The sequence below is a fragment of the Bacteroidetes bacterium GWF2_43_63 genome (genome assembly GCA_001769275.1).
In the GTDB taxonomy this organism is placed as follows: Bacteria; Bacteroidota; Bacteroidia; order Bacteroidales; family DTU049; genus GWF2-43-63.
The window spans coordinates 136,778-155,706 of the sequence record MEOQ01000042.1; the positions used below are offsets into that span (position 1 = coordinate 136,778).

Annotated in this window: 16 protein-coding genes; 6 read left to right on the plus strand and 10 right to left on the minus strand. The window is 42.8% G+C overall.

The annotated features are described in order from the left end of the window. Positions 1–21: 21 nt before the first annotated feature. From A2W93_06715 to A2W93_06730, 4 genes are read right to left on the minus strand one after another with little or no spacing between them, the layout of a single operon-like run. Positions 22–813: a hypothetical protein gene (locus A2W93_06715; GenBank protein OFY53311.1), complete on the minus strand. Its 792-nt coding sequence runs from the start codon at positions 811–813 to the stop codon at positions 22–24. Positions 814–818: 5 nt separating this feature from the next. Then, the gene (locus A2W93_06720) at positions 819–1,718 is read right to left on the minus strand and encodes a hypothetical protein (GenBank protein OFY53312.1); all 900 of its coding nucleotides are present in this window, start codon (positions 1,716–1,718) and stop codon (positions 819–821) included. Positions 1,719–1,770: 52 nt separating this feature from the next. Next, positions 1,771–2,619, minus strand: a complete 849-nt coding sequence (locus A2W93_06725) for a nicotinate-nucleotide diphosphorylase (carboxylating) (GenBank protein ID OFY53313.1) — start codon at positions 2,617–2,619, stop codon at positions 1,771–1,773. A gap of 1 nt (position 2,620) precedes the next feature. After that, positions 2,621–3,034, minus strand: a complete 414-nt coding sequence (locus tag A2W93_06730) for a hypothetical protein (GenBank protein OFY53314.1) — start codon at positions 3,032–3,034, stop codon at positions 2,621–2,623. A gap of 75 nt (positions 3,035–3,109) precedes the next feature. On the opposite strand from A2W93_06730, the gene A2W93_06735 reads away from it, so the two are divergent. After that, entirely contained in the window at positions 3,110–3,583 is a 474-nt protein-coding gene (locus A2W93_06735) for a hypothetical protein (GenBank protein OFY53315.1), read from the plus strand. A gap of 36 nt (positions 3,584–3,619) precedes the next feature. Here A2W93_06735 and A2W93_06740 read toward each other — a convergent pair whose 3' ends face one another. Continuing rightward, a complete protein-coding gene (locus A2W93_06740; GenBank protein ID OFY53316.1) occupies positions 3,620–4,603 on the minus strand; it encodes a hypothetical protein in 984 nt (327 codons plus the stop codon). A gap of 644 nt (positions 4,604–5,247) precedes the next feature. Between A2W93_06740 and A2W93_06745 the strand changes: the two genes are divergently transcribed. Genes A2W93_06745 through A2W93_06755 form a run of 3 tightly spaced genes read left to right on the plus strand, consistent with a single transcriptional unit; the run spans position 5,248 to position 9,515 of the window. Further along, positions 5,248–6,339, plus strand: a complete 1,092-nt coding sequence (locus A2W93_06745; protein ID OFY53356.1) for a mannose-1-phosphate guanylyltransferase — start codon at positions 5,248–5,250, stop codon at positions 6,337–6,339. A gap of 14 nt (positions 6,340–6,353) precedes the next feature. After that, positions 6,354–7,112, plus strand: a complete 759-nt coding sequence (locus A2W93_06750; protein ID OFY53317.1) for a hypothetical protein — start codon at positions 6,354–6,356, stop codon at positions 7,110–7,112. Positions 7,113–7,118: 6 nt separating this feature from the next. Further along, positions 7,119–9,515 (plus strand): hypothetical protein, encoded by a 2,397-nt coding sequence (locus A2W93_06755; protein ID OFY53318.1) that lies wholly within the window; start codon positions 7,119–7,121, stop codon positions 9,513–9,515. Between the two features lie 320 nt (positions 9,516–9,835). Here A2W93_06755 and A2W93_06760 read toward each other — a convergent pair whose 3' ends face one another. Genes A2W93_06760 through A2W93_06775 form a run of 4 tightly spaced genes read right to left on the minus strand, consistent with a single transcriptional unit; the run spans position 9,836 to position 12,524 of the window. Continuing rightward, on the minus strand, positions 9,836–10,327 hold the full coding sequence (locus tag A2W93_06760) for a D-beta-D-heptose 1-phosphate adenosyltransferase (protein ID OFY53319.1): 492 nt from the start codon (positions 10,325–10,327) through the stop codon (positions 9,836–9,838). Continuing rightward, on the minus strand, positions 10,305–11,324 hold the full coding sequence (locus A2W93_06765; protein OFY53320.1) for a hypothetical protein: 1,020 nt from the start codon (positions 11,322–11,324) through the stop codon (positions 10,305–10,307). The genes A2W93_06760 and A2W93_06765 overlap by 23 nt, the downstream gene beginning before the upstream one ends. 3 nt (positions 11,325–11,327) lie before the next feature. Beyond that, the gene (locus A2W93_06770) at positions 11,328–11,672 is read right to left on the minus strand and encodes an aspartate 1-decarboxylase (GenBank protein OFY53321.1); all 345 of its coding nucleotides are present in this window, start codon (positions 11,670–11,672) and stop codon (positions 11,328–11,330) included. Positions 11,673–11,684: 12 nt separating this feature from the next. Then, positions 11,685–12,524, minus strand: coding sequence for a pantoate--beta-alanine ligase (locus A2W93_06775; GenBank protein ID OFY53322.1), 840 nt, complete (start codon positions 12,522–12,524; stop codon positions 11,685–11,687). Between the two features lie 97 nt (positions 12,525–12,621). Between A2W93_06775 and A2W93_06780 the strand changes: the two genes are divergently transcribed. Next, complete coding sequence (locus A2W93_06780) at positions 12,622–13,449, plus strand: glycogen synthase (GenBank protein OFY53323.1); 828 nt, start codon at positions 12,622–12,624, stop codon at positions 13,447–13,449. 429 nt (positions 13,450–13,878) lie between these two features. Here the strand turns inward: A2W93_06780 and A2W93_06785 are convergent, their stop codons facing one another. Beyond that, positions 13,879–15,384, minus strand: a complete 1,506-nt coding sequence (locus A2W93_06785) for a hypothetical protein (GenBank protein OFY53324.1) — start codon at positions 15,382–15,384, stop codon at positions 13,879–13,881. 202 nt (positions 15,385–15,586) lie between these two features. On the opposite strand from A2W93_06785, the gene A2W93_06790 reads away from it, so the two are divergent. Beyond that, complete coding sequence (locus tag A2W93_06790) at positions 15,587–18,868, plus strand: hypothetical protein (protein OFY53325.1); 3,282 nt, start codon at positions 15,587–15,589, stop codon at positions 18,866–18,868. Positions 18,869–18,929: the final 61 nt, after the last annotated feature.

Below are 18,929 nucleotides of genomic sequence, written 5' to 3' on the forward strand. Positions count from 1 at the left end.
AAAAAATCTGTTTTGATCTGATCATCGTTTTTTGTACTCTTCGAGTGCTTTTTCTGCCTCGATGCGATTGTTTTCGTCATCAAAAAACCCTTTGGGATATTTCATGTCGAGCGCATCCAGTGCTTTAACAACGTGTTTGGCCACCAGATAATTGCGGTACCATTTATCGTCGGAAGGTACAATTATCCAGGGAATTTCAGGGCTGCATTTTTTGAAGATTTTTTCATACACATCCATGTATTCATCCCATTTGCGCGATTCTGAAATATCGGCCGGATCATATTTCCAATGTTTATCGGGTTTTGTCAGCCTGCGGCTGAAACGCTTCACCTGCTCATCGCGGGAAATATGAAGATAGAACTTCAGTATATGCGTGTTGCTGTCATTCAGCAGATTTTCAAAACCATTAATATAATCATACCTGCGTTTTATTTTATCGGCCGGATACAATTTGTGAACTTCAGGAACTAAAATATCTTCGTAATGCGAGCGATTGAAAATGTGAATCTTCCCGGTTGGGGGTGTGTGCTTATGAACCCTGCGTATAAAATCATACGCATATTCTTCAGTCGTTGGTTTTTTAAATGGTGTTACACGCACGCCCATTGGATTTATTTTTCCAAAAACATGCTTCACGGTGCTGTCTTTGCCCGATGCATCCATGCCCTGCAGTATTACAAGCAGGCTGTGTTTGTTTTCGGCATACAGCACCGATTGCAGTTCGCGCAATTTTTCAACCAGACGGTCAGTCTCATTGACTGTTGAAGTTTTTTCAGCGTTTGCAGGTGCGTTGGTAGAGTATTTTTCCAGCATGGGAATCAGATTTGATTGGAGTGTGTGTCTTCTTTTTCATTGGAGATGCCGTAATACAACGCGGCGTTGATTTCAAAACCAATGAGAAATATCATGGATAGAATGAAAAGGAAAAGCATGAGAATAAAGAGAGCCGAAATGCCTCCGTACACATCTTCATATCTTGTAAAACTTGAAATGAATGCATCAAAACCGATAGATGCAATCACCGTGAGAAATGCCGCCATCAGCGTTCCCGGGCTGAACAAATGAAAACGTTTCTTTTTTGCCGGAGCGAGATAATAGATGGCTGCAAGAATAAACGTGATAAAAAGAAAAAAGAAAGTGTATTTGACTATGAATACAAGACTCGCCGACCAGAAAGGACCAAGAATGTTTTTTTCGCGCAGCCAGTCGATGACAGCCTGATTTAGAAAAAATACCGGAACCGCAACCATGGCCAGCAGCAGAAGAATTAAAACAAGCAGAAAAGCGACTCCAAATTGTTTATGCAAAGGGCGGTTTTCGCGCGTGTGGTATGAATTGTTGAATATTACAATGCTTGCTCTAATGCCATTTACTGCAAAATACAATGTTGTGATAGCAGTTACAGAGATAACGCTGCCTGCAAAACCCGATGCTGCCTCAGATACTGGTTTTACAATTGAAGCGAAAATTTGCCGGGGAAGAAATGTCCCGAAAATAGAAATAAGAATGTCTTTGCTTTCATCCGGAAGCAGAATGGGAAGGGCCGTGTTGACAAGAATGAGCGCAGGAATGGCTGCCATCATGAATTTAAAGGCAAGTGCCGATGCTCTCATGGCAAGAACAGAATTTCTAAATCCTTCCATTACCAGAGTCATCACCGAATAGATGCTTCTACCTTCGCTTCCCGGGAATTTGTGGTTTTTGGAATAATTGATCATCCTGCCATATACAGGAAGCTCAGACAATCGGATCCGCTTTTTATTGTTGCCGTTAGTCAAGTGCTTTCAGACTTAAATCAAGACTCTTTATATGATGCGTGAGCGCTCCCGAAGAAATGAAATCAACTCCGGTTTCAGCATATTCCCGAAGATTGTCGATGGTAATTCCGCCACTGGCTTCAGTTTTTACACGGCCGTTTACAAAAGCAACGGCTTCTTTCATCTTGTCGGGTTTGAAATTGTCAATCAATATGCGGCTTGCAATATTTGCATCCAGCGCCTCTTTCAGTTCTTCCATGTCGCGGACTTCGATTTCAATTTCGAGGTCCAGTTTCTTGTCTGCAAGGTATTGCTTTGCCTGATTCAATGCTTTTGTGATTCCGCCGGCAAAATCAACATGGTTGTCTTTGATCAGGATCATATCGAACAATCCGAATCTGTGATTGTGGCCACCACCTATCCGCACCGCCATTTTTTCAAGTTCGCGAAGCAGCGGTGTCGTTTTGCGGGTATCCAGAATTTTGGTGTTGGTGCCTTCGAGCATTTTCACCATCTTGCTTGTCTGAGTGGCAATGCCGCTGAGGCGTTGCATAAAATTCAGAACCAGTCGCTCGCAGGTCAGTAGATTTTGCACGGGGCCTTCAACCAAAAAAGCAATATCACCTTTGCTGATCGCACTGCCATCGCGCAAAATGATCTGCATAGAGATATCAGGATTATAATGATGAAAAATCTGCCGGGCAAGATCGATGCCAGCCAAAATTCCTTCTTCTTTTACAAACAGGGCCATTTTGCCACGTTTTTCGGCAGGAACAGTGCTCAACGTTGTATGGTCTCCGGGACCAATGTCTTCTTTTAATGCAAAATCAATGATTTGTTCAATCGACAGGCTGCTATGCATCTTACTGAATTTCGAATTTGAGAATATGAAGGGTTATTTCTGAATCCGCTTTTTGAATCACATAATAAACCTTGAAGCGGATTGCGCCGGAAACATAAGAGCCCAATGTGTAATAATTGGTGCCTGAAGTTTTTCCTTCAGAATTTACGGTGAACGAAGAAGGAGGATATTGTGAGAAAAAATCACGCATGATTATTTCAGCCTGTGTGCGGCTGAAATCACCTTTTTTGCCGGGAACACTGAGCTGAATAGTAGGAGCAAAGCAAGCGGCAAGCTGAGAGGCATCGCCTGAGCGAATGGCATCGGAAATTTTATCATTGACTTCATAAATATCAGGAATTTTCAAAGTGTCATTATTCACCGAAAATCCCTGTAAACTGAAAAAACTTAATATGAGAATGAAAAAATATTTCATTATTTTGCATTTTTCCTCAGCGATGTCAAAATCTAAGCCAAAGATACAATTTTTGAAACTAACTCAGCCCGTATTATGAAATTAACTCTATTGGCAGCGGGGAAAACGCGCGTCAGCTTTGTTTCGGAGGGATTGACCTTTTATGGAAACAGAATCCAGAAATATTTTCCATGGGAAATTGTTGAAACAACGGATGTAAAGCATATTCCCGACGTGAAAGCCATGGTCAAAGCTGAAAACGAAAAAATACTGAAAGCACTTGTTCCGGGCGATTACGTTATTCTGCTGGATGAAAAGGGCAAACAGCACACCAGTCTTGCTTTTTCGCAGGATATTCGCAAAATAATGGATACAGGAAGTGCGCGCAGAATTGTGTTCGTGATCGCAGGTGCTTTTGGTGCAGGCGATGAGCTGAAGCAGCGCGCAAATGAAACATGGGCTTTATCAAAGCTTACATTTCCTCATCAACTGGTTCGATTAATTCTGGCTGAACAAATTTATCGGGCGTTGTCTATTATGCGAAATGAGCCTTATCACCACGAGGGTTGATTGAATCGATGATGCTGTTTCACGACATTCTCATTTTTACACGCCAATAAATTTGCGGGCTTTTTCAGCAACCAGCATTGGCGAAATATCTTTCATGCATCTGAAATGTTCTTTTGGACATTTTTTATAACCCAGTTTGCTGCATGGCCGGCAGCGCAGATTTTTGTTTTCAACGATTTCCGATCTGTTTTCAAGACCTTCGGGAAAGTAAGGATACATGCCAAAAGCAGGCACTGTGTTTCCCCAGATGCTGATGAGCGGTTTGTGCAGGGCCGCTGCAATGTGCATCATTCCGGTATCGTTTGAAATCACAATTTTTGACTTACCAATTACTGCGGCCGATTCAGTGAGGGAAAGTTTATCGCAGAGATTAATAATTTTTTCAGAACAACTTTTTTCAATAAGTCCGGCCGTTTCATTTTCGCTTTTACCACCAAGCAGAATGACAGGAAGAGACATTGATTTCACAAATTCGATAATTTGTTCAGCCGGATATCGTTTTGTGGCGTATGTCCCTCCAATTGCAAGGGCAATGTATTTGTCAGGAAGATTTTTTGTGATTTCCGGATTATAATCTTTTGGAAAAAAGAAATCAAGGCCTTCTTCGTCATTCACCACCTGTAGTTTTCTGACAGCCCTGAAATAGCGGTCGACAATATGAATGTCAGGCAGCAGATTTATTTTTAGTTTAGTAAAAATCCATTTCCGGATGTTCAGTTTGTTGAAGGTGTAGTACTTGGTGTTCAAATGAGCCATAAGTCGCTGACTACGCCAGTTTCGGTGCAGGTCGATCATGTAGTCGAATTTCTCTGCTTTCAGTTCATCCAGTATTTCGAGCGGTGATTTTTTCACCAACCAGAGCTTCGAAATGTAAGGATTCGACGACATTGTTTCAGCATAACGCTTTCGGGTGATATAGTGTATTTCAGCATCGGGATGCTGTTTTTTCAGACAACGCACCACCGGTGTTGTCAGGATTATGTCTCCAATGGAACTTATGCGGTAAACCAGTATTTTCATTTTCTCTGGTATGAAAAGTTTTGTTGCAGAATAATGCGGTTGGTTTCACGTTAATTTTTCAGAGAATCCATCCACACTCTACAAAATTAGTTAATTTTGCCTAAGGGACTAAACTCAATGAAAAGAAAATCGGTTTTATACATGCTGCTTCTTATTCTGGCCTTATCGGTTGCAGCTTCGGCGTGTAAAACGGAGAAGAAATACAATCCCAAAAAGTGCAGAACCTGTCCGCATTTTTGATTGTGATATGGCATACCTTTGTAACACAGAGTTGATTTAATCGGGCAAAAGCCGATATCAATTACAGCAAAGTGAATTTGAAAGCGCGCTTCCAGAATTCGATATGCTGTAATTGATCAACACAACTACGTTGTGTCCTTTCCAATCAGCTTTTGCTTTTTATACTCCGATCCACCACAGCGGATTAAATTCCACTCTGTGCAACACTCTGAGTTCCTCTGTGAACCGAAGTGCATGAAATGCGCTGAGCTCATGAGCACCTTGCAAAAATGTTTTAATGCGCGAATAAACTAGGGTTCAGAAGGATTTTTGTGTGTTTAAATGCGTTGACCCTGTCCATCTTGGCGTATTCTGCGTTCAAAACAGGAAAAATGACTATTTTTGCAGAAATAAGACTGGAAGTAATGACGGGAAACATTTATTGTGTAATTATGGCCGGTGGCCTCGGAACGCGTTTCTGGCCTATGAGCCGGACATTGAAGCCAAAGCAGTTTATTGATGTGCTTGGAATGGGCAAGACGTTGATTCAGCTTACGTTTGATCGACTGCTGAAAGTTTGTCCTGCTGAAAACATTTTAGTAGTAACCAATGAAAATTATGTTGAGCTGGTTAAAAAGCAGCTGCCACTCATAAATCCGGAAAACATTCTGTCGGAACCTTCCAGAAGAAATACTGCTCCTTGTATTGCCTATGCTGCGTACCGGATAAATTCATTCGATCCGGATGCAACGATGATTGTCTGTCCATCCGATCATATCATTTTTGATGAAGATGCATTTATCGACCATCTGAAATCATCTGCCACAGCCTCGCAGCACAATGACTGGCTGATGACGCTTGGTATAATGCCTACTCGTCCCGACACCGGATACGGCTACATTCAGTATCTTGAAGGACAAAAGCTGGAAGGGGACTCAAGAATCAAGAAAGTGAAAACGTTTACCGAAAAACCACAACTTGAGCTTGCAAAGGAATTTATTAAAAGCGGTGATTTTCTCTGGAATAGCGGCATTTTTGTGTGGACGCTGAAAAGCATTATTGATGCTTTCCAGAAATATGTTCCGGAAATGAGCGCGCTGTTTGCAAAAGGAGAAAAAATCTATCGTACGGTTGATGAAGCCGACTTTATTTTTCAAACCTACATGCTTTGTAAAAATATTTCCATTGACTATGCAGTAATGGAAAAAGCCGATAATGTTTATGTTGTTGCATCTGATTTTGGCTGGAGTGACCTTGGCACCTGGGGTTCTCTTTATGAAAACCGCCAGCGCGATCAAAGCGGAAATGCCATTGTGGGCAAGAATGTAATGATGTATGATTGCAGAAATTGTCTTGTACACATGCCGCAGGAAAAAATGGTGTTGTTGCAGGGCCTCGATGATTACATTGTTGTAGAGTCTGATAATATTCTGATGGTTGTCAAAAAAGAAGACGAGCAGAACATCCGTCAGTATGTGAACGATGTTATGATTGAAAAAGGCGAACAGTTTACTTAATCGCAATCCAAACTGTGTCGGAATATCATCATATTCTTGGCGTACCTGAAAATGCCACGCTTACTGAAATAAAGAAGGCTTACCGATTTCTTGCCCGGAAGTTTCATCCCGACATGAATCCAGCTGCTGATGCGGCGGAACAGTTTATCAGAATTACTGAAGCGTATGAGATTCTGATTGGAGAAAGAAAACAAAAGCAGCGTAGTTATACAAAACCGGCTTCACCTGTAGACCTGGCACGGGAAAGAGCAAAGGCCTATGCACGTATGAGGTATGAGGAATTCAAAAAGCAAAGCGATGCTTTTGAATCTACTCCCATGCATAAAATTTTGTGGCCGGCCTGGGTAAATTTTATTTTTATTGGCATTGCATTGTTTTTTATTACAGATAGTCTCCTTCCAAAGAAGATACAGGAATGCAGCATTGTTATTTCCGATAATAAATATTTTATTGCCTGCGGTAAAAAACTGACACTCTCCGAAGATCATTTGCTTAATGGATTGCCGGTCGGAGACTCGGTCCTGTTGCGTGTTACTCCAATAGTGGGTTATATTTCCGCCTACAAAGTGATTGGGGACAAAACTGACCATTTTTTACGTGTTCAGAACAGCACGACCGAATATATAGCCGCCATGTATTTGTTGCTGGCACTTGCGATACTTGCGTTGGTAAACAAAACAAAAAAAATCGAGAATAAACTGCTGATCAAGATTGGGATGTGTATTGCAACAGTGGCTTATGGTCTTGTGTTTTTAATGTGGATTAATCAGTAATTTGATTTGAAAGATTATTTATACATAGAATCCCGTTTGGGTTTTTCGGAAATCAGAGCAAAATTGCTGGATGATTGTTATACGCCAGTGGGCCGCGAACTGGCACAGAGTGCGTTTTTTACCGATGATTCGCAAGCCATTGAAAAGAGTCTTCGCCTGACAGCTGAAATGAAATACATTAATGAATTTCTTGGCGGCGTTCCTGCTCTTGCATTCGACGATTTCCGCCAGGAGCTTCAGTATCTGAAAACATCAGGGACCGTAGTGGAAATTCCGGTTTTGCAATCAATCGCTTTTATAATCGAAAAGCTGTTGGATCTGCGAGCATTATTTTCGCGAAATGAAGACAAGACGCCATTGCTGAAAGAATGGATCAGCAGCATTGTTTTTGACGGATCGCTGGCAACCAGAATTGGCAATGTGCTGGACGAAAATGGCGAAATACGCTCCAATGCTTCGGAGCGTCTTGCTGAAATCAGAAATGAAATTACGGGACAGCGCAAAAAGATTGAAAGGACAATTCAGTCTATGCTGAAAAGTCTTAAAGAAAAAGGTCAGGTGGACGAAGATGTAAATCTCAGTATTCGTGGTGGTCGCTTGGTAATTCCGGTAAACGCATCGAAAAAGCGCATGATTAAAGGCGTTGTGCTGGATGAATCGGCAACGGGACAAACAGTCTTTATTGAACCGATTGAAATATTTGAGATGAACAACGAAGTGCAGGATCTGGAATTTGGAGAGAAGCGTGAGATTACAAAAATTCTCACCGGGCTTGCAGACCGCATAAGGCCACAGATTCCGGAATTACTAGAGCATATCGGATTTCTTGGACACATCGACTTTATAAATGGTAAAGCTAAACTCGCCGTTTCACAGAATGCTATAATGCCGGTTATTTCTACTGAACGGAGAATCACGATTATGCAGGGCCGGCATCCGGTTCTCGAAGAATCGTTGAAAAAGTCAGGAAGAAAAATAGTACCGCTTGATCTCGAATTAGGTCCTGAACAGAGAATGATAATAATCAGCGGTCCGAATGCCGGTGGAAAATCGGTGGCAATGAAAACAACCGGACTGTTGCAATACATGTTCCAGTGCGGTTTTCTGATACCAGCCGCAGAAGGCACAACGCTATTTCCTTTTTGTGATATTTTTGCTGATATTGGTGACCAGCAGTCCATCGAAAATGATTTAAGCACCTATTCATCGCATTTGCTGAACATGAAAATGTTTATGGAGCGTGGAAATAATAATAGTCTGGTGCTTATAGATGAGTTCGGCAGCGGCACAGAGCCGGAAAGTGGTGGAGCTATTGCAGAATCGGTATTGGAAATACTCAACGCACATGGAGTTTATGGTGTAATTACAACGCACTATTTTAATCTGAAGATGTTTGCTTCAAATCACGATGGGGTGATAAACGGCGCCATGCTCTTCGATAATGAACTGCTAAAGCCGCTCTACAAGCTTAAAACGGGCAAACCCGGCAGTTCATTTGCCATCGAAATTGCTTCATCCATCGGACTGCCCGAAGATGTCATGACCAATGCTTCAGCCAGGATTGGCAAGGGCAGGATTGAAATGGAAAAGATGATCCAGGATCTTGAAAACGAAAAATTGAAACTCGAAGATCGTCGCAGGGAGCTGGAAGTAGCTGAAGATTTCGTGAGTGAACTGATTGAAAAATACAACAAGCTTAATAAAAGTATTGTTGAGAATCGTGATCGAATAATTTCGAAGGCCGAAAGTGAAGCGAAAAATTTATTGGCGGAGTCAAACGCCCTGATTGAAAAAACCATTCGCGATATCAAGCAGGAACAAGCTGCCAATGACAAAGTGAAAGCCATCCGCACTGAGTTTGAGAAGAAAGCTGCGTCGTTGAAAAAAGCAAAGGAAAACCCGATTGAACCATTGCCGCTGACGAAAACGAATCAAGCAGATGATGTGCCTAAAAAGCCGCTGGTCGTAGGGAATTTTGTACGACTGGATGATGGCTCTGAAACCGGAATAATTACTGAAATTAAAAACAAAAAAGTAAAAGTGCAGTTTGAGCTTGCATCGCTGACGGTTGATGCAGCGCGACTTTCAGCAGTTGCAGTGCAAAAACAGAAACAAAACAATTCCCGAAAAAAAGTTAATATTATTTCTGAAAAAAAAGAAGCAGTTTATCAACTTGATTTTCGTGGCAAAAATGTTATTGAAGCAATAACGGAATTGGATAAATTTCTCGATGAAGCTTTGCTCACGGGAGTGAGATCTTTTTCAATTCTTCATGGAAAAGGATTCGGAATATTGAGAAAAGAAATCCGCAATCACTTGCGGCAATACAAGGATATGCTTGAGTTTGATGACGCTCCGCTGCAGTTTGGTGGCGAAGGAATAACGCTGGTGAAGTTTTTATAAATACGAAATCAGAAATACGATATACTAAAGAATGTGAAGATGTGCGACTTCACGTGAGACGTGACACGGTCGCGAATGTGTGAATATGAGATGATCACTTTTGTCCTTGTCCTTTTATCTTTTGTCTTGAGAGGATCTGGAAATGTGCGACTTCACGTAAAACGTGATAAGTGCGGCGATGTGATATAATTGAGATGCCACAATAGTTCTGAATTACAAGTGAATTTTGTAACGACTCCCGCTTTCAGCGGTATAAATTCCACGATTGTCACACGTAACGACTTAGATCTTGCTCAGAGCTGAGAACTGACAATTGAAAGCTAAATCCGTTTAATTTTTTCAATAAGCGATGAGGTGCTGAATCCTTCTACAAGTTCGATGGTTTCAACTTTTCCGCCATGCTGCAAAACCACATCTGCACCAACAATCTGGTCAATGGTGTAATCTTTCCCTTTAACGAGAATGTCCGGAATTATTGATTCAATAAGTTGCAGCGGAGTGTCTTCATCGAAGAGACAAACGGCATCTACAAACTGAAATGATGCGAGAAGAAGGCAACGTTCGTTTTCCGAAATGATGGGTCTTGATGCGCCTTTAAGACGTTTTACGGAATCATCGGTGTTGACGCCGAGTACGAGTCTGCTGCCGAGAGCGGCCGCAGCAGCTAGATACAGAGCATGACCGGGATGAATGATATCGAAGCAGCCGTTGGAAAAAACGATGGTCTGACGTTCAGTTCTCCACGTATTCGCTCGCTGAATCAACTGTTCACGCGTCATGACTTTTTCACTAATCAATTTCCGGAAGTCCATCTTTTTTGGTTTTTTGAAAACTCATCATGACAAAAGCAATCATTCCCATCACAAGAATCATGATGGTCTGCACGGTCCACGAAAGCCATCCAATGGTGAATCCATCCGTAATTTCTGCACCGTAAATCAGCAGTACTTCAGAAACAATCAAAGGATAAATACCGATGCCGCCCTGGATAACGATGATGCCGATTGTTCCGAAAACAAGAACCATGAAGGCCGATTCAGCCGATAGTCCGGATGTTGACGGAATGCTGAAATACATGAGATAAACCATGAGCCAGTACATGACCCAGATCAAAAATGTGTAAACAAAAAACAGTGCGGTTTTTTTCAATTTAAAAATTGAAAATAATCCAGTCATCAGGTTTTTGATGATCTTGCGGATTTTCTGAATTAACGGTTTATGCCGAAATCTTTTCAGTATCCAAAGAAACAAAAGAAACAGTGTTAAAAGAATGCCGAGAATCAGCCATATTTTCCATACGGTAAACAAACTGGTTTTTTCGGTAAAACCACCCATAATTCGCTCTGTGACATATGTTTTGACATTGTTCCAGAAGATGGCTATGGCGGCAAAAAACAATGCCAGATAGAAGAAAAAATCGAAAGTTCGTTCAGCAACGACCGTCCCGAAAAGTTTGTCGAAGGGTATTTTTGATTGCTTTGAAAGCAGCACTGCGCGCGTTATTTCGCCCAGACGCGGAACCGCAAGATTTGCCAGATAACCAGCCATGAGTGACCAGAAAGATTGCTTAAGAGGCGGCGCTTTTTCTATGGTATCGATGAGCAGATTCCATCGTGCTGCGCGCAGAATATGGCTCAGAATGCCGGCTGCAAGGGCCAGTAATACCCAGAAATAATTTGCTTTCAGAAAATTGTCGACAACTTTTTCCTGTTGTTCAACATCGAGTTTATCCCAGAAATAGAAAATGAAAAATACACCCAAGCCTATGAAGGCTGCGGTCTGTATGATTTTAAGCACCGTTTTTTTCAACGCTTAAAGTTTGTTGTTTTTGTCTGGAAAAATGATAGCCGGTTTGAATTTTTTTGCTTCATTGTATTCAAGCGAGCAATAGGATAAAATTATAACGGTATCTCCCGGAGCCACTTTTCGTGCCGCAGGGCCGTTCATGCAAATGGTTCCGCTATCGCGGGCACCTTTGATCACATAAGTTTCAAGACGTTCACCATTATTGATGTTCAGCACATGAACTTTTTCAAATTCTATCAAATCAACAGCATCCATCAGGTTTTCATCGATGGTGATGCTTCCTGTGTAATACAGATCGGCTTCAGTCACCGTTGCTTTGTGGATTTTGCTTTTCAACACCTGTATATTCATGATGCAAAAGTACTAAAATAATTCGAAATTGTCAATGAGTCTTACCTTGCCAAGCCAAGCGGCCACAAATGCCATGGCGTGTTTTGCATCTTCTTTTTTTTGCAGCGGTTGCAGGGTCTGTGCATCGGCGATGATGAAGTATTCTGGTTCGATCATTCCGCTTCCTGCGAGCATGCGCTCGCAGTGCCGGCAGACCTCGTCGGGTTGGAATTCCTGAATGAGCTGTTTGGATCGTTTCAACACTTCGTAAATCAAAGGAGCCATTTCGCGTTCTTCTTCAGAAAGTCTTGAATTGCGAGAACTCATGGCCAGTCCGTCGTCTTCACGCACGATGGGCATTCCCTTAATGTTTATCAGTGGAAAATCATTTTCTGCAAGTTTCCGAATGATCAGGAGTTGCTGGTAGTCTTTCATTCCGAAATAGGAGATATTAGGCCCAACAATGCTGAATAACGCTGAAACAACCATGGCAACTCCGTTGAAGTGCCCGGGTCGCTTAGCTCCTTCCATCACGTCGTCGATACCAGTGAATGTGAATGTTCTGGTAACCGGCTCGGGATACATCTCTTCAACGGTCGGTATGAAAACAGCCGTCGCTCCCGCTTTTTCGAGCATAGCCAGGTCCCTTGCTTCATTTCTGGGGTATTTTACAAGATCCTCCGGATTGTTAAACTGAGTGGGGTTGACAAAAATGCTCACAACGGTTTCATCATTCTCTTTCAGAGAGGCAGAAACCAGCGAAATGTGGCCCTGGTGCAGGAATCCCATGGTTGGAACAAAGCCAATAGTGGTTTTATCTGTTAATCCGTTACGCCAGTCTTTGTATTCTTTAATTGTGCGGAAAATATTCATAATCAGACGAAAAAAAGTACAAAACTAAACTCTTTTTTTAATATATATGCGAAAAAAATCGTAACTTTGCATATTATTTATTAGCCCTTGCATTGTTATGGAGAAAGCAAAAATTCTGTACGTATCTCAGGAAATCACCCCGTATTTAAGGGACAGCCAAATGGGAAATGTTTGCAGGCACCTGCCGCAGGGTACCCAGGAAAGAGGAAAAGAGATCCGCACATTTATGCCCCGTTTCGGATGTATCAATGAGCGTAGACATCAGCTGCATGAGGTGATTCGCCTCTCCGGGATGAATATCATTATCAACGACTCCGATCACCCGCTTATCATCAAAGTTGCAAGTATCCAACAGGCACGAATGCAGGTTTACTTCATCGACAGCGAAGATTATTTTCACCGCAAATTTATTGTTCACGATAAAGACAATCGTTTTTATAACGATAACGATGCCCGCTCGGTATTTTTTAACAGAGGCGTACTCGAAACAGTAAAAAAACTTGGATGGGCTCCCGACATTATCCACTGCCATGGCTGGATGACCGCTCTCATAGCTCCTTATGTAAAAAAAGTATATAAAAAGCACCCTATATTTTCAGAAAGCAAAATCATTCTATCGCTCTATGACGATCATTTTTCGGAATATTTGTCAGAGCAGGTTGTTCCCAATATTATCATGGATGATCTCACAGCTGCTGGTTTGCCTCAGCTCAAGAAAGACCGCAACTATCTTGGTTGGATGAAAACGGCCATTGATTATTCAGATGGAATTATTGTTGGATCAGCCGATGTAAGCAAAGATGTGCTTGATTACGCAAAGAAAAGCAAGCTGCCAATGCTCGAATACCAGGGCGAGGAGAATTACATTGATGCATTCAATAAATTCTATGACCGGGTTTTAATCAATGAGGAAGTAGCCTGCTAGAGCAGGGGCTTATTTCCCAGGATTAAACCGATTTTTCTGCTCTTTCTTCAGAACGATAAAACACTTTTCGTACTGTTTGATCAGGTCTATGGATAAATGTTTTCCATTGGCCAAATATGTGCATACCGCAGTATTCGCGTCTTCAATAAATTTTATCGATTTTTGCATCTCTTCATTCCCTAGGATGTCTCAAAATTGCCGATTGTTACGACATTCCACCGTTCCGTCTTGTGATTCGGTTTTTCGCAATGCTTTTGAACCGGAACATGGAACCGTCGTAACAACATCAAAAACAACGGTTCCATGTCCCTCAGCTCCGCGCCTCTTCGAGTTGGGCCTGACTTCGTCGCTTTGGACGGTGGAATGTTGTTTTTGCACCTGATTTCTTTTTAAGACATCCTCGGGATTTTCAGAGAAGACTCAAGAAATTTATTTCAGAGGAAGAACAATGCGAAAGGTTGTTCCCTTGCCGGGAACGGATGAATGGACAAACAGTTTGCCTTTGTGGTACTCTTCGATAATACGTTTCGAAAGAGTGAGTCCCAGCCCCCAGCCGCGTTTTTTTGTTGTGAAGCCGGGACGGAAAACCGATTTGTATTGTGATTTTGGAAAGCCTTTTCCGGTATCAGACACATCAAGCATAACATGACGCGACGCGTTGTGGAGTGAAATAGTTATTGAACCTTCGCCTTCCATTGCATCAATGGCATTTTTCAGCAGGTTTTCCATTACCCAGCCAAAGAGATTTTCGTTGAGAGGCAGGGCCAATGAATCATTCTCGCGAAACAAAATATTAATGCTGACTTTTTTGGATGAACGTGCCCGGATATATCGGACAGAATTATATACAGATTCTGTCAGCGATGTAAGAGGCAATTCCGGCGCAGAACCAATGTTGCTGAAACGAGCCGTAACGTCTTGCAGTCGTTGTATATCGTTTCGTAATTCATCGATATAGACTTTATTTTTTTCATCGGTTTCGATAAAATCGAGCCATGCAAGCATGGATGAAATGGGGGTTCCGAGCTGATGCGCGGTTTCCTTGGCCATACCCACCCAAACCTTGTTTTGTTCGGCTTTTCGAGTGGTGTTGAACAAAAAATATGCGACCAAAAGAAATACGCCTACAACAAGTAATAATACAAAAGGGTAATAGCGAAGCTGGGTGAGAAGATAAGAATCCTTGTAATAAATGTATTTTTTCCCCTGGCCTTCGAACTCGATGATAATTGGCGGATTCTGAGCCTCCATAGTTTTGATCAGCTCTTTAAGTTCATCCGGGTCATTCAGTACTTCATTGTTGACATTTCCACTGGAATAGACTTTTGTGCGTGCAGAATCAAGAATGAGCACAGGAACACTGGCGCTGTTTACAACAACTTCGGAGAAGAAAGATTCTGTGAGGTCGTTCAGCACGTTTCGCAGCTCGGTGAAAAGCAGCGATTCTTTGAAATACAGATAATTTACAAACTCACCATAGCTGACTACAATGGGCTCTATCACTGAGAAATCGCTCAGTCTTCTGCCATCAAGTTTTTTTATGGTATCGGTTGAAAAATCGACATTTTTTACTGCGATAATATTTTTCTCTTCGTCGGTGAGAACCACCGGGATTGTAGTGTTGCCAGCGATAATTTGCGTATAGAAGCTAAGGTCTTCGTCGATGCCGGCATTGATGAGCCTTTTGGTAGCTTCGGCCCAGATTTCAACACGTTTGCGTTCTTCTTCCTTTATTTTTTTAAAAAAGTCGTTCGTGTAGTTGACCAGATTGGCTTTCTGCTGAATGGCATTAGCCCATATTTTTACTTTTTTGCGTTCGTCGGAAGCAATTTTTTTCACCAGATTATTACTGAACATGAGCGACGCGCTTACGATCAGCAGCCCGATGAAGAACAACCCCCACTTCCAGAATTTTTTTCGACGATAAATATCCATGAACAAAAAGAGCTAACAGTTGTTTAAAAATAATTTCCGTAAGCAATGTGTGAATAACACAAAGGGAGGTTTATTATTTTGCGAAGAACAAAAATAGCAATAAAACGGACAGCTGATTTTATATTTCCGGAAAATTTATATTCAGCGAGCCAACCAAAGCGGTTGAAATTTGTCTGGTTAAGTAAGAAAAAATCAAAGCCCCATGAAAGTTTACCTTTTATCAGTAATTCTCACGATGTGCTTGTCGCTGTCCGGAACGTTTCTGAAAGCGCAAAGCGAAACTAATTCCCGCCCGAACAATACGGAGACCGGGTTTATGTATCCAACATCTTTCACTCTGACCCGGCCATTGAGTGAGTTGGTAGATGAGCATCCCTATGTGGAGCCGGACTTCAACACAAAGCCATGGATTTCGCCTGACCGGAAAAACAGGCCGGCACAGGCTTTTGTTTACTCAGTCGAAGATGGTCCTGAGTACGGAAATGATCCGGCGATAGTTCAAACAAAAATGGGTGACCGAAGCAATGCGAATAAGGCTCCCTTAACAAACTGGGCGGGCGTTACAAGCTCAGCTTATCCGCCCGATCCGACTGGTGCTGTTGGCCCGAATCATTATATACAAATTGTTAATGCTACAACAGTCAGGATTTTCAACAAGACCGGAACTGCGTTGGAAACATTCCAGCTCGCAACGCTCTGGGGATCATCTTCCAATGCAGGAGATCCGATTGTAATGTACGACAAATTTGCCGATCGCTGGTTCCTGAGCCAGTTTGCCGATCCGTATGGTTCTACTCCAAACAATATTTACATTGCCATTTCTCAGACTAATGATCCTACAGGCAATTACTATACTTACACATATACTTCTGATGATTTCCCCGATTATCTCAAGTTTTCGATCTGGCACGATGGCTATTATATGACTTCGAATCAGAGTACAGACAAAATTCATGTGTTTGAAAGAACAGCCATGCTTGTCGGAAATACATCAGCGCGAATGACCTATTCCAATTTTTCGACTGGATCAGTTTCTTCTTTTTTCATTCCACTGCCTGCCGATGCAGCAGATGACGATGCATTGCCTGCAGCCGGAACACCGCTGCCATTCTTTAGTTATTTTGATAATGCCTGGGGAACCGGAAATGATGCAGTTAAAATTTGGAATGCCACAACCAGCTGGGGAACAACTCCTTCGGTTACTATTACAGGTCCAACTGCAGTAAATACAAATTCATTCGATGCTTCGTATAATTCAAGCTGGAACGATGTTCCGCAGCCCAATGGCCAATATCTGGATGGTATTGGCGGCGTACTGATGTACAGGGCTCCGTGGCGTTCATGGTCAAGCCATAACAGTGTTGTTTTGTCCTGGGGCGTGCTGATTTCGAACACACCGCGCGTCAGAGCAATCTACTGGTGCGAACTACGCCAGACATCCGGCACATGGAGCATGTATCAGCAGGGAATTTATCAGCCTGACAGCGATACCCGCTGGATGAGCAGCGCTGCCATGGATGACAATGGAAGTATTGCACTTTGTTATGCAAAATCATCAACGACCCTTACTCCTGGATTGTATTATACTGGCCGTCTGGCTTCGGATCCGCTGGGAACAATGACTTTTGCAGAAACCACTGCCATTGCCGGAAATGCATCACAAAGCGGGGCAAACCGTTTTGGCGATTACTCGCAGACATCGCTCGATCCGGATGGAATCACTTTCTGGCATACCGGTCAGTATTGTGCATCAACAAGCGGTCAGGAAACACGTATTTATTCATTCCAATTGCCGGCAGGAGCTTCAACAGATGTAAGCAACTTCAATGCAACTGCGGTTTCAACCTCTGAGATAGACCTCAGCTGGGTGCTGAACGGCAGTAGCAATCCCGTGCTTGTTGCCTGGAATACAACCAACACTTTTGGAACTCCTGTGACAGGAACAGCCTATGCAGCCGGAAACGCCATCACCGGTGGCGGAAATGTGATTTATTATGGTTCGGCAACTTCTTTCAACCACACGGGACTTAATCCATCTACAACTTATTATTACAAGGCATGGAGCAATACCGGGAGTTATACCTGGAGTACGGGTGTTACCGATAATGCAACAACACTTGCATCTGGAACAAACACTTATCCTTTCACCCTTGACTTTGAATCATCCACAGATTATACAACATCCTTTGCCCCCTGGACCACTTCAGATGTAGATGGCCTTGCAACTTATTCGAGTGGTGACGCCACATTTACGGGAGAAGGAACAGCCTTTGCCTACATGTGTATGAATCCGGTTGCCTCCGGATGGACAGCTGCACAGACCGATGTGGCTCATGGTGGCTCCCGTTGTGGAATGGCCATTTGTCCTTCAGATGGATCGGCCAGCGACGACTGGTTCATTTCTCCGGCCATGGCTTTGGGAACTAACTCGAGTTTCTCGCTTTGGGTACTCAGTCCAAAACCAAGCACCTGGGGCAATGATTCATATCAGATCATGGTTTCAACGACCGACAATCAGCCTGCAAGTTTTACGGCACTATCATCTGTTGTTGAAGCTCCTTCTACTTGGACCCAGCATACTTACAGCCTTTCGACGTATGACAATCAAACAATTTATCTGGCTATTCGCCACGTAACGACTGATATGTTTATGTTCTGGATGGATGACCTTGAATTCAATTCAACGGTGGCTGCCGGCACCGCTGCAGCGGTTGTAACAGATCCAGCCAGCACATCGGTCTGCCCGGGAACTGCTGTATCGTTTACTGTAACAGCTTCAGGAGATCCGACCATCAGTTACCAGTGGCAGAAGAACGGCGTAAACATTGCCGGAGCCACTTCTTCAACTTATACAATTGCGTCGGTGACCGCTGGTGATACCGCTACTTATCGTTGTGTCGTTACTAATTCGTTTGGAAACGACACCAGTAATGGTGCGGTTTTGACAATAAATGCAGCAACTTCAATCACCTCACAGCCCGTGAGTATAAATGCCAATGAAGGTGATGATATTACGTTGACTGTAGGAGCCTCAGGCGGGTCACTGACCTATCAGTGGAAGAAGAACAATGTGAATATTTCTAATGGTGGAAACATTTCAGGGGCAACGAGTGCTGCTCTTCAGATATTAAATGTTTCAGCATCTGACTTCGGCACATACACCTGTGCAGTTACCGGCACCTGTGGAAGCGTTACCAGCAGTGGAGCTATCGTGAATGTTCTCACTTCCATTGATGAATCTGAAAGTAAGCCTGAAATATTCCCAAATCCTTCGTCAGGTGTATTCACTATCAGAATGGGACAAACTCCTGTTTCGGGCAACTATTATGTGTATGATGCAGATGGCAGGCTAATCCTCTGGCGCATGTACTCAGAACAATCGGAAATTGTCATTGACTTGCATGGCCGGGCTCAGGGAGCCTATCTTTTCAGGATTGACGCCGGCGATAAAACATATTTTAACCGACTGATAATCAAGAATTAGAGAATGATTTAATAACGGAACGGGGTAGATTGGCAACAATTTACCCCGTTTTGTAATTATA

Excerpts from the sequence above, each read along its gene's own strand:
- A2W93_06715 (OFY53311.1), bottom strand. The coding sequence starts at position 813 with ATGCTGGAAAAATACTCTACCAACGCACCTGCAAACGCTGAAAAAACT.
- A2W93_06720 (OFY53312.1), bottom strand. The coding sequence starts at position 1,718 with ATGATCAATTATTCCAAAAACCACAAATTCCCGGGAAGCGAAGGTAGA.
- A2W93_06725 (OFY53313.1), bottom strand. The coding sequence starts at position 2,619 with ATGCATAGCAGCCTGTCGATTGAACAAATCATTGATTTTGCATTAAAA.
- A2W93_06730 (OFY53314.1), bottom strand. The coding sequence starts at position 3,034 with ATGAAATATTTTTTCATTCTCATATTAAGTTTTTTCAGTTTACAGGGA.
- A2W93_06735 (OFY53315.1), top strand. The coding sequence starts at position 3,110 with ATGAAATTAACTCTATTGGCAGCGGGGAAAACGCGCGTCAGCTTTGTT.
- A2W93_06740 (OFY53316.1), bottom strand. The coding sequence starts at position 4,603 with ATGAAAATACTGGTTTACCGCATAAGTTCCATTGGAGACATAATCCTG.
- A2W93_06745 (OFY53356.1), top strand. The coding sequence starts at position 5,248 with ATGACGGGAAACATTTATTGTGTAATTATGGCCGGTGGCCTCGGAACG.
- A2W93_06760 (OFY53319.1), bottom strand. The coding sequence starts at position 10,327 with ATGGACTTCCGGAAATTGATTAGTGAAAAAGTCATGACGCGTGAACAG.
- A2W93_06770 (OFY53321.1), bottom strand. The coding sequence starts at position 11,672 with ATGAATATACAGGTGTTGAAAAGCAAAATCCACAAAGCAACGGTGACT.
- A2W93_06775 (OFY53322.1), bottom strand. The coding sequence starts at position 12,524 with ATGAATATTTTCCGCACAATTAAAGAATACAAAGACTGGCGTAACGGA.
- A2W93_06780 (OFY53323.1), top strand. The coding sequence starts at position 12,622 with ATGGAGAAAGCAAAAATTCTGTACGTATCTCAGGAAATCACCCCGTAT.
- A2W93_06785 (OFY53324.1), bottom strand. The coding sequence starts at position 15,384 with ATGGATATTTATCGTCGAAAAAAATTCTGGAAGTGGGGGTTGTTCTTC.
- A2W93_06790 (OFY53325.1), top strand. The coding sequence starts at position 15,587 with ATGAAAGTTTACCTTTTATCAGTAATTCTCACGATGTGCTTGTCGCTG.